The organism is Methylotuvimicrobium buryatense, from assembly GCF_005931095.1.
In the GTDB taxonomy this organism is placed as follows: Bacteria; Pseudomonadota; Gammaproteobacteria; order Methylococcales; family Methylomonadaceae; genus Methylotuvimicrobium; species Methylotuvimicrobium buryatense.
In genome coordinates this window covers 3,891,099-3,907,639 of the sequence record NZ_CP035467.1, presented here as the reverse complement: position 1 = coordinate 3,907,639, position 16,541 = coordinate 3,891,099, and the positions used below count along the sequence as shown (strand labels likewise).

General features: G+C 47.2%; 21 protein-coding genes. 14 read left to right on the top strand and 7 right to left on the bottom strand.

Translation table 11 applies throughout. The annotated features are described in order from the left end of the window. Positions 1-742 precede the first annotated feature (742 nt). The 9 genes from EQU24_RS17470 (at position 743) to EQU24_RS17435 (ending at position 8,919) form a co-directional block, all read left to right on the top strand. On the top strand, positions 743-1,282 hold the full coding sequence (locus EQU24_RS17470) for an NYN domain-containing protein (protein ID WP_017842332.1): 540 nt from the start codon (positions 743-745) through the stop codon (positions 1,280-1,282). 372 nt (positions 1,283-1,654) lie between these two features. Continuing rightward, complete coding sequence (locus EQU24_RS17465) at positions 1,655-2,218, top strand: hypothetical protein (RefSeq protein ID WP_017842333.1); 564 nt, start codon at positions 1,655-1,657, stop codon at positions 2,216-2,218. A 107-nt stretch (positions 2,219-2,325) separates the two neighbouring features. Beyond that, entirely contained in the window at positions 2,326-4,779 is a 2,454-nt protein-coding gene (locus tag EQU24_RS17460; RefSeq protein WP_017842334.1) for a tetratricopeptide repeat protein, read from the top strand. Continuing rightward, a complete protein-coding gene (locus tag EQU24_RS22535; protein ID WP_017842335.1) occupies positions 4,776-6,176 on the top strand; it encodes a hypothetical protein in 1,401 nt (466 codons plus the stop codon). The genes EQU24_RS17460 and EQU24_RS22535 overlap by 4 nt, the downstream gene beginning before the upstream one ends. 3 nt (positions 6,177-6,179) lie before the next feature. Beyond that, positions 6,180-6,368: a ribbon-helix-helix domain-containing protein gene (locus EQU24_RS17450; RefSeq protein WP_017842336.1), complete on the top strand. Its 189-nt coding sequence runs from the start codon at positions 6,180-6,182 to the stop codon at positions 6,366-6,368. Then, positions 6,350-6,493: a hypothetical protein gene (locus EQU24_RS22530; protein WP_017842337.1), complete on the top strand. Its 144-nt coding sequence runs from the start codon at positions 6,350-6,352 to the stop codon at positions 6,491-6,493. Before EQU24_RS17450 ends, EQU24_RS22530 begins: the two co-directional genes overlap by 19 nt. 27 nt (positions 6,494-6,520) lie before the next feature. After that, positions 6,521-6,790, top strand: coding sequence for a hypothetical protein (locus tag EQU24_RS17445; RefSeq protein ID WP_017842338.1), 270 nt, complete (start codon positions 6,521-6,523; stop codon positions 6,788-6,790). Further along, positions 6,787-7,206 (top strand): type II toxin-antitoxin system VapC family toxin, encoded by a 420-nt coding sequence (locus tag EQU24_RS17440; RefSeq protein ID WP_017842339.1) that lies wholly within the window; start codon positions 6,787-6,789, stop codon positions 7,204-7,206. Before EQU24_RS17445 ends, EQU24_RS17440 begins: the two co-directional genes overlap by 4 nt. A 9-nt stretch (positions 7,207-7,215) precedes the next feature. Further along, a complete protein-coding gene (locus EQU24_RS17435) occupies positions 7,216-8,919 on the top strand; it encodes an NUDIX hydrolase (RefSeq protein WP_017842340.1) in 1,704 nt (567 codons plus the stop codon). A gap of 725 nt (positions 8,920-9,644) precedes the next feature. On the opposite strand, the gene EQU24_RS17420 is transcribed toward EQU24_RS17435, so the two are convergent. Then, positions 9,645-9,899 carry a nitrogen fixation protein NifZ gene (locus EQU24_RS17420; protein ID WP_017842342.1) on the bottom strand — a complete coding sequence of 85 codons (255 nt, stop codon included), beginning with the start codon at positions 9,897-9,899 and terminating at the stop codon, positions 9,645-9,647. A 194-nt stretch (positions 9,900-10,093) separates the two neighbouring features. Here EQU24_RS17420 and EQU24_RS17415 point away from each other — a divergent pair, with 194 nt between their 5' ends. From EQU24_RS17415 to nifS, 3 genes are read left to right on the top strand one after another with little or no spacing between them, the layout of a single operon-like run. After that, the gene (locus EQU24_RS17415) at positions 10,094-10,450 is read left to right on the top strand and encodes a HesB/IscA family protein (RefSeq protein WP_017842343.1); all 357 of its coding nucleotides are present in this window, start codon (positions 10,094-10,096) and stop codon (positions 10,448-10,450) included. Between the two features lie 18 nt (positions 10,451-10,468). Next, the gene (nifU, locus tag EQU24_RS17410) at positions 10,469-11,365 is read left to right on the top strand and encodes a Fe-S cluster assembly protein NifU (RefSeq protein WP_017842344.1); all 897 of its coding nucleotides are present in this window, start codon (positions 10,469-10,471) and stop codon (positions 11,363-11,365) included. A 2-nt stretch (positions 11,366-11,367) separates the two neighbouring features. Beyond that, on the top strand, positions 11,368-12,576 hold the full coding sequence (gene nifS / locus EQU24_RS17405) for a cysteine desulfurase NifS (protein WP_017842345.1): 1,209 nt from the start codon (positions 11,368-11,370) through the stop codon (positions 12,574-12,576). 285 nt (positions 12,577-12,861) lie between these two features. Here nifS and EQU24_RS17400 read toward each other — a convergent pair whose 3' ends face one another. The 4 genes from EQU24_RS17400 to EQU24_RS17390 all read right to left on the bottom strand — a co-directional run bounded on the left by EQU24_RS17400 (position 12,862) and on the right by EQU24_RS17390 (position 14,122). Then, positions 12,862-13,050: a hypothetical protein gene (locus EQU24_RS17400; RefSeq protein ID WP_017842346.1), complete on the bottom strand. Its 189-nt coding sequence runs from the start codon at positions 13,048-13,050 to the stop codon at positions 12,862-12,864. Beyond that, positions 13,047-13,154, bottom strand: a complete 108-nt coding sequence (locus EQU24_RS22765) for a hypothetical protein (RefSeq protein ID WP_017842347.1) — start codon at positions 13,152-13,154, stop codon at positions 13,047-13,049. Before EQU24_RS22765 ends, EQU24_RS17400 begins: the two co-directional genes overlap by 4 nt. Before the next feature lie 46 nt (positions 13,155-13,200). Beyond that, entirely contained in the window at positions 13,201-13,626 is a 426-nt protein-coding gene (locus EQU24_RS17395) for an ATPase (protein ID WP_017842348.1), read from the bottom strand. A 295-nt stretch (positions 13,627-13,921) separates the two neighbouring features. Next, complete coding sequence (locus tag EQU24_RS17390; protein WP_017842349.1) at positions 13,922-14,122, bottom strand: DUF2281 domain-containing protein; 201 nt, start codon at positions 14,120-14,122, stop codon at positions 13,922-13,924. 457 nt (positions 14,123-14,579) lie between these two features. Between EQU24_RS17390 and EQU24_RS22525 the strand changes: the two genes are divergently transcribed. Beyond that, on the top strand, positions 14,580-14,744 hold the full coding sequence (locus EQU24_RS22525) for a hypothetical protein (RefSeq protein ID WP_017842350.1): 165 nt from the start codon (positions 14,580-14,582) through the stop codon (positions 14,742-14,744). A gap of 96 nt (positions 14,745-14,840) precedes the next feature. Next, positions 14,841-15,515 carry a hypothetical protein gene (locus tag EQU24_RS17385; protein ID WP_017842351.1) on the top strand — a complete coding sequence of 225 codons (675 nt, stop codon included), beginning with the start codon at positions 14,841-14,843 and terminating at the stop codon, positions 15,513-15,515. A 136-nt stretch (positions 15,516-15,651) separates the two neighbouring features. On the opposite strand, the gene EQU24_RS17380 is transcribed toward EQU24_RS17385, so the two are convergent. Next, complete coding sequence (locus tag EQU24_RS17380; RefSeq protein ID WP_201764876.1) at positions 15,652-15,927, bottom strand: antitoxin; 276 nt, start codon at positions 15,925-15,927, stop codon at positions 15,652-15,654. 313 nt (positions 15,928-16,240) lie between these two features. After that, complete coding sequence (locus EQU24_RS23485; protein WP_040575367.1) at positions 16,241-16,429, bottom strand: HNH endonuclease; 189 nt, start codon at positions 16,427-16,429, stop codon at positions 16,241-16,243. Between the last annotated feature and the right edge of the window lie 112 nt (positions 16,430-16,541).

The following is a 16,541-nucleotide window of genomic DNA, read 5'->3' as shown; positions in this document are numbered from 1 at the left end:
TCGGCAGTGCCCGAGGAGGCGCCGGGGTGTCCGACAAAGGCTTTGCCAGCATGGAGCTGGCTAGAGCCTACATGGACGTATTCACGGCTTCCTTACAGCAATTCCCAGTTTGAGCAGTTTCGCCGATCTTAGGGTGTGGGGTATGCCTGTCGAGGAACGCCGTAAATCCACATAAGCGCCAACTTAAGGAAGGAACTCGTCATTCCGCCAGGGATTGGCGGAATCCAGGGCCACGGATGGCAATGCGTAGCACCACATCCTATCGACAACCCATACCGATATGACGAATAAAGCCATAAACGCACCATAGAATAGGCACTAAGTTGGCGCTTATGCCGTAAACCCATCCATGGGGGCTTGGCGGCAGCTCGAACGCCAAGGATGGCGTGAATGCAGATTTTGCAGGAGCAAAAATCTGCCCCTGCTGCCGACATCCTCGCCAAGCATACCCCACACCCTTTTTGATCTCCAAATTGGGAATTGCTGGCGTCCTTTGGCGGACACCCCTGTGCCGAATTTTGATCTACGATGGGTATACATAGCGTAATTGCCTCAAGTTTCCAGTTACATCGAAAGCTCCTTTTTGGATAATTTTTCGTAACTTGAAGATGTCCTTTAGGGTAAAAAACGCACGGAAAAAAAGAGAAAATGAACGTGGTCAGAAAATCCTCGCCATCGATGGCAAGAACGCAGAACACGCGGCTCGTGACGCCATTTCCCGCTGGAAGGCTTGTTGCGTCTCATGATGTCCGAAGGCGACGTTGATGCCATCGAAATCCTATACACAATACGGAAGCGCGTCCCGGAAGCCGCGGCGACGGTCGCGGAACAAATCGACCGCAAGCGCTATGCGCTGGAAATACTGGGCGCAAAAACTATCGTATGCCCGGCCAAACGCATGCAAGGCGGCGGTTTCAAACAATCTGACGATCAGTTACTGCAAATCAAAACGCTGTCGATCTGCATGCGCTTGAAACCAGACTTCCTGACCCTGGTCAGCGGCGACGATCACGCGTCGCTGGTGTGGGAACTTCGGGAACACGGCATTCGCACCGAAGTGGTTGCATCGGTGGATATGCTAGGCAGCCAGCTTCGGCGAGCGTGCTATGCCAAGATAGATCTCGATCAGGTATTCCAAAAACTGCAAGAGGAAATCGCCGGAATCGACGCGCGCCGATTGTTCGATGAAGACGGTCAACTCAGCGAGTTTATCGGCCGAATCCTTGTTGTTTTTTTGGCGTCATGGCGCAATCGTTCGAGTTGGCATTTGAGGCGATGCTGATCTTGATTCAGACATTCCGGTAATCGATAGGCAAGCTGTTTGATTTGTGTGTACGAAGACATGCGTAAAATACAGTCAAAAAGCGGCTGAACCATTTAATTGGAAGGCATGAGCAAATCTGTTCATTTAAATCAGCTCGAACGACTATTTGCTAATCAGCAAAAAATTCCCACAGTTTTCCCATTACAGCGACGAATCTTTCGAAGATACTACACGCCAAGTTGAAACGAACGGCACGGCGGGCGCAAGCCTTTATTTACCGATACAAACCCGTTCAAACCAGTAATTTAATGTATCGATTGAGAATATAAGCGACGGCATTGCCGACCATGCAATTCCGTTTAACCGAACGAACCGCAGGAGAACGACAACATGAACAGACTGCCTGAAAGCGTCACCCAAAAATTCAACGAACTGTTCGCCGTTATCGGCAAAGCCGGCGACGATTTGAAATTGGCGACTGCGGAAGCCGCTATGGCCGGGAACTTCGATCAAGTTTCCGTCGCCAGCGATCATTGCCTACGCCTACAATCTTTGGAAATGGAAATCAAAAACTGCTTGAGTCATTTCGAATCTCAATATCAGCAAAAATCAGTTGAGAGTTGCGTTCATAAAAAAGCCCGGCGCCGCCCTCGCAAGTCGCGCGGTCGATTTAGGGTTACCATTGCCGACAAACTCATCGAGGAAACCACGATTGCCGAAACCTTCGTCAAAACATTGCGCGCGTTCAATCTGGAGCGGGTGGCGAAATTGAATAAAACGCTGAGCGCCGTCCCGCTCATCGCCAAAACGCCGGCGAACGGCTACCAAACGCAGAAGCGTTGCGACGGTTGGTACATTACGACACATGTCAACAAGCATAACGCGACAGCGTTAATAGAAGAAATCGGCAAAGACCTGAATATCCCGGTAAAAGTGGAATTTATAGAACGATAAACGTTCAGGATGTAAATATTTCACCGCAGCCTCGCCGGCGGCGAACAAGAAAAACCGCGTGCGAAACCGAATCGACCGATACAAACGAAAAACCAGAGACCAGAATCATGAGCGAACAAAACACGATTTCCAAGTTGCAAACGCAGAGCAACAAAAACGACGAGAAAGCGCAACTGCGTTTGGCTTTGGAGCGTTATGCGAACCCAAAAGCGGATGATGATGAAGGAGCGGATGAATACCACGCTATGGTGCTCAATTGGTTGCAGAATGCGGCGGAGGAGGACGGACTTGCCGAGGCACAACTGACATTAGGTATTTTATCTCTTATTGCTTCAAGGCCTGAGATTCAGAGCGAAGATTCTCTCTCAAGTATCCTAAATGATTTAGTTCACAGACGCGTAATTTCAGAGCTTTCCATAAAAAAACATGATCCACTTAAAGTAACGGAATTCACGCAATCTATCGCTTTTTGGAGCATAGTCCGCGTCCGCTTTGGGGGCGATAAATTCTTCCTTCAAAAGCATCTGTTCCCAAGTCCGGAGCAGCCTTTCCATTGGTTGACCAAGGCAGCCGAGCAAGAATGCGCGGAAGCGCAATATTGGTTAGGTTATTTGTACTTTTACGGCCTCGGTATTCAGCAGAATAAAACATTGGCTGTCGACTGGTTCAGCAATGCCGCGGCTAACCACTTTGCCGCTGCGCAATACCAACTGGCCTGTTGTTATTACCACGGGGAAGGTCTCGAAAAAAACGATCAAAATGCCTTTTTTTGGGCAAACAAGGCTGTTGAGCAAACAGAGTCCTTTTTTGACACCGATCCAGAGCAAAAACCGGATTATAGCTTGGGTATTATTGATGCCTATTTGTTGTTGAGCAAACTCTACACATTGGGTAACGGCGTCGAGCAAAACAGCGAACTGGCTTACCAATGGTTTATAAAAGCTGCTGAACATTGGCAAGATAAAAGCCCAACAAACGAGTTTCTTGAAAGTCAATTTCGTTCCGCTCAGTTTCTACTATCCCACAAAAACTACGAAGAAGGCATGGGTTACATGCTTAATTGTGTTAAAGGCGGCTACGTCAAAGCCGGCGATTGGCTTATCAAGCAGTATCTATCTAAAGTAATTCCGGAATCTTTGGAAAATCAAAACTCTTATGTTTTTATTTACAGATGGTGTTCCGAAGTTTCAATTGGACACTCCAGCGCTTTGCCCAATTTAATTTTGGGTTTATTACGCGTATCGGGAAAAGGCGTAGATCAAAACGATAGCTTAGCTTTTGAATACTTTAATAAGGCCCATGACGGCTTCGATTCTTCTGATGACCATACCTATGATTTCATCCAATTATTTTTGATGATGTGTTATGCATTGGGCAAGGGAGTAGAAAAAGATTTAGTTAAAGCTGATCGTCTATCTAGGGAATTTGATCCAGGTGAAGTCGGTGAGTTTTTGATGGAAAAACTTTCCCTTAATGTAGATTATGGATTTACCGAGCATAATAGAACACTCGGTTTGTTGAGACTTAACTTATTGACACAAAACGACATCGTTCAAGCGGAGACTTTTTTTGATGATTTTTTTAGTGGAAATAAGGAAACCAATATCGGCTTGAGAAACATTTGCTTGACGAGCCTACAACAAGCCGTCGAACTCGAAGAAAAGAATCGGGAACTCGAAGCCAAAAATAAAAAACTTGAGGAATCCGAAAAAGAGCTGGAAGACACGATGGCTATGTTCGCGCATAAATTCCGCAGTCCGCTGGATGCAATTATTTACAACACCGAACACGAGCATCAGGAAAAACTGTATAAACAGGCGGCACAAACCATGCGCGGCTTGCTGGATATTTTCAGCTTGATTGCCACCGACGCCGATAAACTCCAGGACAGACTCCAACAGGACTGCCTAGGTAATGGCAACCTGATAACCGCATTCGGCAAAGTGCTGAATATGGTTTTGCTGCATCTACTATCGCCTTCTGCAAAGGGCATTATCCGTCAACACTATTTGCGCTATGCCAAAGCGTATGGCCTTTGTGATGTTGGGGTAAGCAGCAAACAGTGGTACGAGGATTGTCGAGATATGGAGCAGCAACTGCAACAAGAGTGGGAGCAGGGTTATGCTCAACTTTTAGGCCAATCCGCAACGCTGGAGCAGCGGTTGACTTGGTTGGAGCGACGCTTTTTCAAGCTGGAACTGCTAGGCTTTGGGCGTGTTGACATCCAATTCGACGAATATGGGATTACGGAGTCGCTATTGACCATTGTGTTGAACGAATTCCTAGTCAATACGTTCAAGTACTATGCTTCTGTCGAAAATATGCCTGTAGTGCTTGAATGGACAAGTCGCGATGGTCATCAGGTGCTAACGTGCAGGAATCCAAGCACACGCCACGAGCGTACACGCATTAAAGGCAGCGGTAAGGGCCATATCTTTTTGTCTGCTCTGGCGCGTAAAATCGGCAGCGAATTTATTAAACCGAAGCCTGCCGACGATTTTGTGGTGGAATTTTCTTTGGGGGATGAACTGTTGATTTCAAACTTGGACGATAAAAAATGAGTTACTTTTTGTGGGTAGAAGATTTTGCATTCGGCGAAAAAACAAGAGATATAAAAGGAACGGCTGATAAATTGTTTGGTGGTATTTATCCGCCAGATACGTTTCACGACGATGAGCGCGATCTAAAGGAATCGTTAAAAAACTACGGCACTTTTCTTGAGTTAAACTTTCAGGACGCTCTTGAATTTATCAACACCCAATTGCATGAAGTTGACTATGTAATTCTGGATATTGATTTACCTGCTTATGCAGAACACGATGAAATCAATGAGACAGTTTCTAGCATACTCAAAGATTTTGAGGGTTATACGCCGAGCGATGATCCAGAGGATGAAGATCAGCTAAAGTCAGTCTGTGGCGAGTTAAAGAAAAATGCCGGGTTTTATCTTTATGCAAAGTTAGTTTTTGAACTTGGCTTTCCTAAACAGCATATTCAGTTTTTCTCCAATCATGGAAACGAGGCTAAGAGCATTAAAGATGCGTTCAAGGCGGCAAAAATTGCTCCTCCAGACATCTGTTATAAAAACGAAGATCGAGTTAGGCAATGGGTTTCCAATTGTTTTGATAGTCCTTATTCACGGCTTCGACGTGGCATTATTGAAGGTTGTAAACAATTAAAGAAATTAAGAAATAATTTGCGTTTTTCAAAATTCAGTGTCGAAGGGAAATTGGCCTTTTTAGACGTGGATGATTATTTGGATGTTTTAGAAAACTTTTTACCGCTTCGTGAGCCAGCTAATAAAACCATTTTTTATAAGCTCTTTATCAGGACTTTAGCGCACGAATGGGAAGAATCGGTTGAACCCAGAAAGCTCGATGACGATCAAGCAACGTTTGCATTTTCATGGATTATGAAAATGACCCGCAATTGGATGGCTCATAATTCTACGGCTATTTTTAATAACTTGACAGAAAAAGACCTTGCTTATTTATTCATTTGCAATATGCGAGCAATTTTCGAGTTAAGTGAAAAAACAATGGGGTATGAGAAAATTCTGTTGTCCTTGTTCAGCAAAGGGGACGAACACGAAGCACTTGAAGAATCAGAGATAATAATTAAAGAAAAACGCATTCCATTGGTTAAATATTACGTTTCTTATTTCAATGAAAAAACTAAGCGTACCCAAGTTCACAATATATTGCATGATTTGCAAAACAACAAATCGAAATTAAAAGCCAAAGGTGATGATTTCTTTATAACTGGACTATATCGCTCTTTTTGGTTTTTAACTTCAGAACATGATGATAAAAAAGATAAGGCTGTAGAAAATAATCGTAATCCAAATCAAGTTTACATCTCAAGACACTATACATTTTATTTGTTCGATTACTGTAAGTCGGAGTTTATATTTAACTTTTCTAGTCATATCTACCACCGCAGTTTCCCCGAGGCCTAACCCATGACCACCCTGCAAACCCAAATCCCCGATCAACTGTTGCAGCAAGCCCAATATTTGGTGCAACAAGGTTGGAACGCCAATATCGACGAATTGATCGCCGAAGCGATGCGGCGTTATCTGGAATCGCATCATGACGCTATAAGCGAACAGTTCTTACGAGAGGATGTCGAATGGGGACTAAAGACATAAGAAAATTAGAGAACTCATCAGCGAGTTGGAAAAAGCCGGGGTTGTTAATCGAGGCGGCAAAGAAGGCATTGCCGCCACTGACATCAGGCAAGGACGATGCGAATAAAATGCTTGATGTGGCTTAACGGTAACGAGGGGGGAGAAAATTCATCATGAACAGAACTGAAATTGAACAAGCGGTGTTGAACGAAATCCACACGTTGCCGCTGGATAAAGTCGAAGCGACATTGAATTATGTGTTATCGCTGAAAAAGTCGGCTAAACCGGCCAACACCGCGCCCGATCATCCTTGTATCGAACAAGTGGAGGGGCAAAGAATTTTGTCTATTATGAAGGATACCGGTTTTCTCGCTAGCATGCCGGATGCCCCGGATTTATCGGAAAATTATAAGGATTATCTCGATTGGGGCGATAAGACATGATGATGACCGATAGCGGTTTTTGGGTAGCATTGGTCAATCCCGACGATCATCATCACGCTACTGCCCTCGATGCCTTATCGGCGATCAATGAGCCGTTGATTACCACCTATCCGGTGATTACTGAAGTGTGTCATTTGCTGCTCAAACGACGAGGCATTCAATCGATGTTGGCTTTTGTCGAAAGTTACCGCCAAGAAGCATTCTCGGTTTTTCAGATCAATGATGCTAAACACAAAGACCCGATCGTTACGCTGATGCAGCAGTATGCCGATTTGCCGATGGATTTTGCGGATGCGTCTTTGGTGCTATTGGCCGAATCTTTGGGACACGGTCGAATTTTGAGCACCGACAAACGGGATTTTCATACCTACCGCTGGAAAAACCATTACCCTTTTTTCAATATGTTGCCTGTTTAAAAACCGGCTATGCGCATTTCAGAAAAACACTCAATCGCGGAAGTCATAAAATCCTTGCTTCCGCACTTACCCTGCTTCGCCGAAGAAGAAGGCGATCATTACAGCGTCAACCGCTGCGACTTGATCAATGCGCTGTGCCAAAAACAACATCTGGATCGGACGCTTGCCGAAAATACGGTCAATTGGTGCGAAGCGCTGCTCGATACCTTGGCGGTTTTGAATATCGATGCCTTGCAACGCGGTGAATGGTGTTTCGTTTCTTTCCCGGCCCAGTTGATGGCTCTGTCCGTGTTGACGGCCCTAAGCGATTCGGATTCGCGCTATTTCGAGCCGAATTTCTGGAATACCCGGGACGTGGATTCCAGCAAGCTAGAACGCCAGCGAGAAGTCTTACAGTTCATCGAGAATCGCCGCAACGATCGTCATCTGAAGCAACAAGCAGAGCCGGTTCGTTATATTCATGTCGCCTGGAGCTTGATCAAGCATGAAGGCAAGGTGCTGTTTTTTCATCGCGAGGATAAAACCCGCCATGAAAAGAATTCGGGAAATTACGGCCTAATCGGAGGTCGCGTCAATCAAAATGATTTCATTGGTTTCAATGGCGATAGTCAAGCCAAATTACGACTCTTGCAATCGGCGGATCGTACATCGATACAGCCGGCGTTGGCGGAAACGCTGAAAAGGGAATTATTGGAAGAAGTCGGTTTGGAATACGAACAACATTATTTATTTCGTCCCTGGCGAGCTTTAAAGCCTTATCGACAAGTGCAAGGTGCCAAATCAAACCACGCCTTGACCGACTATTTTCTGGAGATTTTTGCTATTGAACTGACTTTGGAAGGCTTTTGCTATTTGCAGCAAAAGATTACCGAAGACAAACAACTCGTATGGTTTTCGCTCGATGAAATGGCGCAAGGACGAACACGGGACGGAAAAACCGCCTTTATCGAAGCGCTGTACAAGGATTTTGACGACAACAGGGAGCGCTTGAAAGCGGCTCTGGACGATTTGGACGACAGTTTCAAAACGAATTATCTCAATTGCCAAGATCCGGCAAAATACCGAATCGTATTACCGGAAAATGAAAGCCAACCGATTTGCGCCGGCGCACCGGGCAAGGAATCGGCGATTGACTTGTCGCTGGATCAATCAAGCTTATCGCTGTTATTGGGTTTAGCCGCGCATTTGCGCGAATTTTCTTTTGTTGAAAAAGATACCTCTATCGCATTGCATCCTTATGGTTGGTTAGAAGTGGAAGACGATTGCGAGTTACAGACCGAACTTGTCGAACTGGCCGAGGCGTTTAAGGATTCGAAGGACATCGTGATTGAAAACCAAAAGGACCGTTGGTTCAGGCTGTCGATTTCACCGGATTGCGTGTTTTTCGACGACTCTTATTTTCGCTGTTCTGTCGATCAGAAAGATATGCAAAGCCGTAAAAGCAAGGTGCGGGTGACGGCGATGCGCAGGGAATTCGGCACCCGTTTAGGAACTGTGGGTAAGGATAAGAAAGAAACCAAGGTTCCGATAAATGTCGTTAAGTCTTTGGATAATCTAAACAAGGGCAATCGGAATGACAGCCTTACCGATTCAGTTCGGGATAGTTACAGAAAATCCCAACTGCATGACTGTTTAGCGAAACTTGGAATGAGAGGGCTACTAAGACAGGATGCCGGTGCAGTAAAAATCTATTGCGAGTTTGTGATGAATTGAAACGGCGGATTTATAAAATCCGACCATTAACCCAGATCATTTCTTAATAAGGTAAAGCTTAAAGCGGCGCTGGATTCTAAATCTCTGTCTGCTCTGAAATCTCCAGGGCTTCGTCAACTTCGATGCCGAGATACCAGCAATTCCCAGTTTGAGCAGTTTCGCCGATTTTAGGGTGCGGGGTATGCCTGTCGAGGAACGCCGTAAACCCATCCATGGGGGCTTGGCGGCAGCTAAGCGCCAAGGATGGCGTGTAGTAGGGCAATGCAGGAGCAATTGCCGAGGAGCAAAAATCTGCCCCTGCTGCCGACATCCTCGTCAAGCATACCCCACACCCTTTTTGATCTCCAAATTGGGAATTGCTGCCGAGATACCTGACTGTGCTTTCAAGTTTAGTATGGCCTAGTATACTCATCGTATATCAAAATTCGGCGCCGGGGTGTCCTGTCAAGCGAGTTACCGAACCCTCAACAAAGCTCATAGTTCCAGGACGTTATTTGTCACAAGATCCTAAATTTGAAGCATGGACCTAAATTCGGCAGGCAGTCCACGGAAATCAGGAAATACACAAAAGCAATCATGTGGTTACATAAATCTCTTGAATTACCCTTTGAGTGAGCATCTTGGAAAGTATAACTATTTGAATATTTTCGTGCCTTCTTCGACAGGGCTCTCCTGGGTCGTAGCCGAAGGGCTCAGGACGAACGGTAATTTTACTATTTTTAAGTTTATTGCCGGTCGATCGACAAATCCTCCGCCCAGCAGCCGATAGGTCTACCCAAGGTCAGCGATTCGTCTTCGAAACGGACTAGAAATACGGCCTGTTGCGGTGTCTCTTCTATATGGCCTTTCATCACGATGACGCCTCGCGAGCCGGATGATGCCAAGACTTGGCCTTCGCTGCAATCGGGCATCGATCCGTCGTCGGTAATGTCTTTTGCGGCATAAACGACATCGCCGATTTCAAGTTCTGTTATGTTCACTGTCGTCTCCTGAGAATATTTTGTTGCAAATGCGACAAAGCGATTTGAATTGTCGTTGATCGCGCCCGAAAGCCATATCTGATAAATCGAAATTGCTTATGATTTCAATTGATTGAAGCTTTGTATTGGGTATGGCATGAGCGTTGCTTTATACATTAACAAAATCAATGCCAAATCGTTCAGGAGACTCAATCATGATTACGTTAACCGAAAGCGCCGTCAAAGCGGTGGGCCGATTCATCAGCAGTTCCGACAAGCCGACCGGCGGACTGCGCATCGAAGTAACCGACGGCGGTTGTTCCGGCTTGTCCTATGGATTGCGATTAGAGGAAAAAGAAGGCCAAGACGATACCGTGATCGATTGCGGCGAAGTCAAGGTATTCGTCGATCCGCTCAGTTTGCCGAAATTGGACGGCATGTCGATCGATTTCGTCGATAGTCTGGACGGCTCCGGCTTCAAGTTCACCAATCCGAATGCAGTGAAAAGCTGCGCATGCGGTTCGTCGTTTACTACCGGCGACGCCGGCGGCACCCCTAAAACCTGCTCTTGAAACGCGGAGGATAACGTCATGTGGGATTATTCACAAAAAGTTAAAGACCATTTTTTCAATCCGAAAAATGCCGGCGCCGTGGCCGGCGCGAATGCGATCGGCGAAGTCGGCTCGATCAGTTGCGGCGATGCGCTGCGGCTGACCTTGAAAGTCAACGAAGAATCAGAGGTGATCGAAGACGCCGGTTTCCAAACCTTCGGCTGCGGATCGGCGATCGCGTCTTCGTCGGTGCTGACCGAAATTATCAAAGGCATGACGCTCGATGATGCGTTGAAAGTCAGCAATCAGGACATCGCGAACGAGTTGGACGGGCTGCCGCCGGAAAAGATGCATTGTTCGGTGATGGGGCGCGAAGCCTTGCAGGCCGCCGTTGCGAATTACCGGGGCGAGGAGTGGAAGGACGATCACGAAGAAGGCGCGCTGATTTGCAAATGTTTCGCGATCGATGCGGTGATGATCGAAGAAATGATCTGGGCCAACAAACTTCGCACGGTCGAGGACGTCACCAACTTCACGAAGGCGGGCGGCGGCTGCGCGGCCTGCCACGAGGATATCGAAGGCATACTCGAGCGGGTCTTGAAGGAACGCGGCGAAACCTTCGATCCGAATGCCGCGCCGATCGAAGCCGTCGTGATGGAGAAAAAGCCGCTGACCAACCTGCAGCGCATCAAGAAAATCGAGGAAGTGCTCGAATCGCTGCGTCCGCAATTGATGGCCGACGGCGGCGACGTCGAGTTAGTCGAAGTCGTCGACAACACCGCCTATGTTAATATGACCGGCGCCTGCAACGGCTGTCAGATGGCCGCGATGACGATCGCCGGCATACAACAGCGTTTGATGGAAGTCTTGGGCGAATTCATTCGCGTGATTCCGGCCTCGCAAATGCCTAAGGTCGCTGTCGCGGCGGGAGGCTGATCATGAGCGACATTTATCTCGATAACAATGCCACGACCAAGGTCGACCCGCTCGTCGTCGACGCGATGCTGCCGTTTTTTACCGAACAGTTCGGCAATCCGTCGTCGATTCACAAATTCGCCGACGGTGTCGCGAAGGCGCTCAAAAAAGCGCGGCAACAGGTGCAGGAATTGATCGGCGCCGAGCACGATTCGGAGATCATCTTCACGTCGTGCGGCACCGAATCGGATTCGACCGCGATTCTGTCGGCAATCAAAGCGCAGCCGAACAAGAAGGAAATCATTACGACGACGGTCGAGCATCCGGCAATACTGAGTCTGTGCGAATATCTCGAAAAGGAAGGCTATACGATACACCGCCTGCCGGTCGATAAATGCGGCCGCTTGAGCCTGGACGCCTACAAAAAAATGTTGTCCGACCAGGTCGCGATCGTGTCGGTGATGTGGGCGAACAACGAGACCGGCACGATTTTTCCAGTCGTCGAAATGGCCGAAATGGCCCATGCGGCCGGCGTGATGTTTCATACCGACGCGGTGCAGGCGGTCGGCAAGATTCCGATGATGCTGCAGGATACCAAGATCGACATGCTGTCGATTTCGGGACACAAACTGCATGCGCCGAAAGGCATCGGCGTGTTGTACCTGCGGAGAGGAACTCGCTTCCGGCCGCTACTGCGAGGAGGCCACCAGGAACGCGGCCGCCGGGCGGGCACCGAAAACTCAGCCTCTATCGTCGGTTTGGGCAAGGCCTGCGAATTGGCGCTCGAATACATGGAATATGAAAATATCCAGGTCAAGGCGATGCGCGACCGTTTGGAGCGCGGCATCGTCGAACAGATTCCGCATAGCTTCATCACCGGCGATTTGAACAATCGCCTGCCGAATACGACCGACATCGCCTTCGAATACATCGAGGGCGAGGCAATCTTGATGTTGCTGAACAAAGCCGGCATCGCCGCTTCGAGCGGTTCGGCCTGCACCTCGGGTTCGCTGGAGCCCTCGCATGTGATGCGCGCGATGGATATTCCGTACACCGCCGCGCACGGCACGATCCGCTTTTCGTTCTCGCGTTACAACACGATGCATGAGGTCGACGAGGTCTTGAAAGTCATGCCGGGCATCGTCGCGACGTTGCGGAAACTGTCGCCGTACTGGGACGGCAACGGTCCGGTCGCGAATCCCGAGCAGGCGTTTCAGCCGACCTATGCTTGATTCTCGAAAGCGATTTTAATGTCACCGCAAAACGGCCGGGATGGCCGTTTTTTATCAGTGAAAACCATTAGTCGGAAATGTTTGATAGCAAGAACTGGTGTCTTGTAAGTATTCAGACCCCGTTGGCAAATTACCCCAATTCAGGCGTAATTGTTGGCCTCCCCCTTTGAAAAAGGGGGATTGAGGGGGATTTATTTAAAAAATCTCCCCTAGCCCCTCTTTTTCAAAGAGGGGGACTGAATACTTACGTTGTCTTTTAAATTTTCGTGCGCCGAATTTTCGTTTTCAAGTCGTTTGTTTGTCGTCATGCCTATCCGGCGCATCGGCGCCTTTATAAACCACCCGGTTGTTTTCCCACATCACCGCATATTGGCCGAGCTTGCGCTTTTTCTCTAATGCATTGGCAATGGCTTTATTCAATGCCATTTGAATCACTTGGCTTTCTTGTGAAGGGTGATTTTTGACGAGTTTCATAAGCCGGCCTCATTTAAAAGATGTTGATAAAAAAAATCGTGGATGACATTCCGTTGCTCGTCTTGCTGTTCGAAGATCAGCGTGGTGTGGTCATTGGTATTCATAAAACAGGAGCAGCGATTGACCGCATAACTGAACTCCATTAGTAGGTTACGCAAGCTGCGGGCTGCGGGCAAAGCGGCGTTCAATGTCTTGTGCTGGAATATTGTGGCCGCCATGCGCCACGCGTTCCGCAACTCGGGCTTTGGACATTTCGATCGAAGGCAAAGCCAAATAAATCAATTCAACATGCCAACCGCTTGAGCGCAAGCGATCGATCAGCTTGAGATAACTGCGTCCCGCCAAGGTGGTTTCGAACGCGAAATCCTGTGTTTTGTTAATGCACGACTCTACTTCATTTAAAAAAATTCGGCTGGCGGTGATTAATTCACGCTCAGGAGCAAGCGGGGATAAACCGGCGGCAATCAAGTCGGCATTGATAAAGTGATAACAATGGACAATTTGGGGCAGGTATTCCAGCGCGAAGGTGGTTTTTCCGGCGCCGTTGTGTCCGGCAATGATCCAGCAGGTTGGCATTACTATTTGCTTAAATAAAGTGAAAATTTTTTACCACAGAGTTCCTCAGAGGTTTTGAGTTTTATTCTCTGTGCTCTCTGTCGGTTCTCGGAATATATGGGGAGTTGTTTTATATAACTTTCGGTTGTTACGGCATTGTCTGACAAGTGTCAAAAGCAGATCTGTCTTTTTGTGTAGCCAAAGATGCTTGATTGCAAGGCGTGGTAACGTTTGGCGGACCGATTTAACAATTCCGAGGTTTTCATAATTCTGAAGTTTTTCAAAAATTATGTGATTCGGCTACAGCAAAACAATTTCAGACGGCTGGGACATCGTTCCACACCTCGTCTTCATCGTTGTTCCAATCGTCGAGAGATCGCGTCTGCGCATTCATCAAGTTTTGCCACTCGACTTGCGCTTCGCGTTGGCGTAAGAATAACGCGAAGTCCAAAATTTCCTGCACGAGGGGTTCCGGCATGGGTTTGATGGTTTGAAAAACCTGTTCGGCAAGGTCCATATCGGTAAACTCTTAATTTAATCAGTAGTTAATGAAATATTAGCAAATCGAACTTAATCTAGCCAACATTGAGAGATTGATTGAAGCGTGATTTTATACCCATCTACGATGGGTATATTTAGGACAACGGGAAGATATTGCTGTTACCCAAGCTCCAGCTTGGGTAACCTGATCAGGAAGCTCTAGCTTCCCGACAATCAAAAAAGATTGAACGAGCGAGTCGGGTTTGATTGAGAGTGTGCGGAGGTTGTGTCGGTCACTGGAAGCTGGAGCTTCCGGGGTTTCTTTCCCAAGCTGGAGCTCGGGAAAGAGCATGAATTAATTCGACTCCGTATTCTGGAGAAAGATTTGGGATAAAAGCCATCACGAAGACGATATTCAATCCGTTAGACCTTATGCCGATGTTCCGCAGTTTTTTGCCTCGGTTGAAAACGTTTCCGAAGCGGCTGAATTTGCATTGAAGGAAAAAACCAATTACTCGGCGATCCATCCGGCGATATCCGACCGCTTGGCGGCATTGTCGGCGTCATTCAAGGCTCCGCAAACGCCGGCAGAATCCGCGGCCACTCGATTGCTCGGCGCGATGGAGGCCAAGCTGATCTGTCGATTCAACGACGAGTAGCAAGTCGAGGCGCAGGGAAATTGGCAAGTCAGCCATAACGAATTTCGTTCATGGTCGGAAAAATACCAAGAGCTTCGGGAAAAGGCGATACAAGATTTGAACGATACCGAATTGGACGAGCTCATTACAGCGGCTAACCGTTTGAACGACTATGCACTTTTTAATAGCGCGAACCGGGAACTGTTGCGCCGCTATCCTGAAAACTCAAGCGCCGCAATCAATTGTTTCTGGTACCGGTTGATCATTGAAAAAGATGAAAGCCAACTGGCGGATATTGAGAAATGGATGGAAAAGTTCCCCGAATATTTGCCCAATCTGTGCCGCTACGCGATCGAGTTTTATAACGATGCAGGGCGTGAGCAAGAAGCCGAGCCTTTTTACGAGCGTTTGGAAAATTGGGAATATCTGCGTAATTCCGCGCAGGAGGAGAGGTCGTTGATTCTGGAAGCCGACGAATTCATTCCTCACGGTCTAGACCCCGACATCGTCGCCGATTTTGTCGGCTATTTCGATCGGCATCCGGTCATTGCGAAGGTGTATCTGGTGCAAAAATCGGTCAAATACATGCCGGAATATCCCTGCTATGTGATCGCTTACCGAACCAAACCCAAATTTTGGCAGACGCAGGCAAAAGTCGACGAACAAGTTTCATCGTTCATCGATAACTCCGGTTTGTCGCAAGACTATATGTTCATCTCCGCCGACTCGGTGAAAGGATTGGAATCCAAGCTGAAAAAAGTCGAAGGTTCCGGTGTTTATCTCAGAAAATAACCTAACGATCATGACGATACTCATCACCCAGGATAATGAAAGTATTCAGAGTGGTGTGAGGCTGCGGTTATTCGTGTAACCGGCGCTTTTGTAGTGAGCGTAACGAACGAAAAATGCGTCCGTGTTTACGGCCTTGCTATGCATTTTTATCTACTAGCCGACCCGTTACATATTTATGTAGGATGCTAGACATTAATGTTTGATATGGTAAACCTTCAATCAGAGCTTTTTCCTGCAACAACTCTAAATCCAATTCTGACATTCGAATATTTACACGCTTGTCTTTCCTGAAGGTGTTTTTTGCTGCAGCCTTATATTTATTAATTTCGTCAGGGCTTGCAACTGAAACCCACTCATCAGATTCATAAGACTGAAGTAGTTCCTTCTCTTCCCGGGATAACTTATTCATCATTCACCTCGATATATTTCTTTGTGGCCTTCCTGCTTGGAATGATGGTTTTCAGGAAGAACTCTGTTTCGTTTTCAACGAATGGCACAAGGTAGGCATAGTTTTCGATGTTGACTATGAACATACGCTGCTTAGGATATTTTGCAGGATTCGGGTGCTTCACCACATCCAAAAGCCCTTCATTATCAATGTGATAGATAACTCTCTCGAACGATATACCTCGTTCCCGAATTAGCTGCTCATTCTTCTCTGAGTTCCAAGCGAAGTGATTTATGCTTAAAATTTAGCACAACGTGTGCCTACTGCAATCATTTTGTTAGGGTTCATTTCCGCCTTTTTGTGTAACATAGTCCATCACAGGCTTGTTGCCCCTTTCGGCATTACAATGAAGGCAGGCGGTAATAAGATTACCAAATGAATTATCCCCACCCCTTGAAACTGGCTGTATGTGGTCTAGGGTTGGACTGAACTTTGTGAGCGCAGTAGGATGCGGTTTGTACCTCACCGTATCCTCCCGCGCTGGAATTTGAACTTTGATTTAAATGGAGAGTTTTTAGATTCAATGTAGGTCAGGAATTAAGGGCTCTGACCCCTTAAATGTGATCCTATTGCCGCGA